Origin of the sequence: Leucobacter sp. USHLN153 (genome assembly GCF_037145615.1) — a bacterium.
Taxonomy (GTDB): domain Bacteria; phylum Actinomycetota; class Actinomycetes; order Actinomycetales; family Microbacteriaceae; genus Leucobacter.
This window is the reverse complement of record NZ_JBBCXE010000012.1, coordinates 1-824: the sequence shown is the minus strand read 5'-3', so window position 1 is coordinate 824 and position 824 is coordinate 1. Positions and strand designations below refer to the sequence as shown.

At 65.4% G+C, this 824-nt stretch carries 2 protein-coding genes; one reads left to right on the top strand and one right to left on the bottom strand.

What is annotated here, in order from left to right; genetic code table 11:
• A partial coding sequence (locus WFH00_RS11865; RefSeq protein WP_336661052.1) for a TOBE domain-containing protein occupies window positions 1-359 on the top strand: 359 nt, incomplete at its 5' end.
• Between the two features lie 103 nt (window positions 360-462).
• Here WFH00_RS11865 and WFH00_RS11860 read toward each other — a convergent pair.
• A partial coding sequence (locus tag WFH00_RS11860) for a TOBE domain-containing protein (RefSeq protein WP_336661051.1) occupies window positions 463-824 on the bottom strand: 362 nt, incomplete at its 5' end.

Below are 824 nucleotides of genomic sequence, written 5' to 3'. Positions count from 1 at the left end.
AGAAGGTCGGAGATCGGAAGACCGCGATTACGGTTGCCGGTCATCGCGTCGTCGCGAACGGTCAGTCCTCGCATGAGGATCTCGCGATCCTGATCCGCCCTGAGAACCTCCGCCTCGAGGACGTGGGGAACCCCGTGGGCGATGCCGAGAATTCGGTACCCGTCACGATCCTGGATGTGACGTACCTCGGGGCGTCGCGCCGGTACACGGTGAGGCTGCCTGACGGCACGGAGGGTGCGGTGCGGGCCGGCCAGGAGGCGCGGATCCACAACCGTGGCGATCAGGTCGAGATGAAGTGGCACGTCGACTCGGGTGTGCTGCTCGTTGACACCGGCGAGGCGGGCGAGTCCGCGACCTGATCCGCCGCCCCGACGAAGACCGTTCAACGAGAAAACGGGTGAGGCCCTCCAGATCCATTTCGATCTGGAGGGCCTCACCCGTTTGGCATCCGCGGGCGACGCCTTAGGTGGTCGACTCTCCGGCTTCGCCAGTGTCGATGAGGAGCACGCCTGAAGCGATCTCCCAACTCATCTGTACGCGGTCGCCGCGATTATGGACCCGCGCCTCCTGGCCGGCGCGAACGGTGCCCTCCGTGCCATCCGGCAGCTCGACCGTGTAGCGGCGCGATGCGCCGAGGTAGGTCACGTCGGTGATGGTCACCGGGAGCGCATTATGCGACGCGGTGTTGATGGGCTCGTCCGGGTGCTTCAGTGAGAGGTTCTCCGGGCGAATGAGGATCGCCAGATCATCCCTCGTGCTCGTTCCGTTGGCCACTACTCGGTGTCCAGCGATGCTGAGGGCTGTGCGCTGAGCGTTCTCGGCAA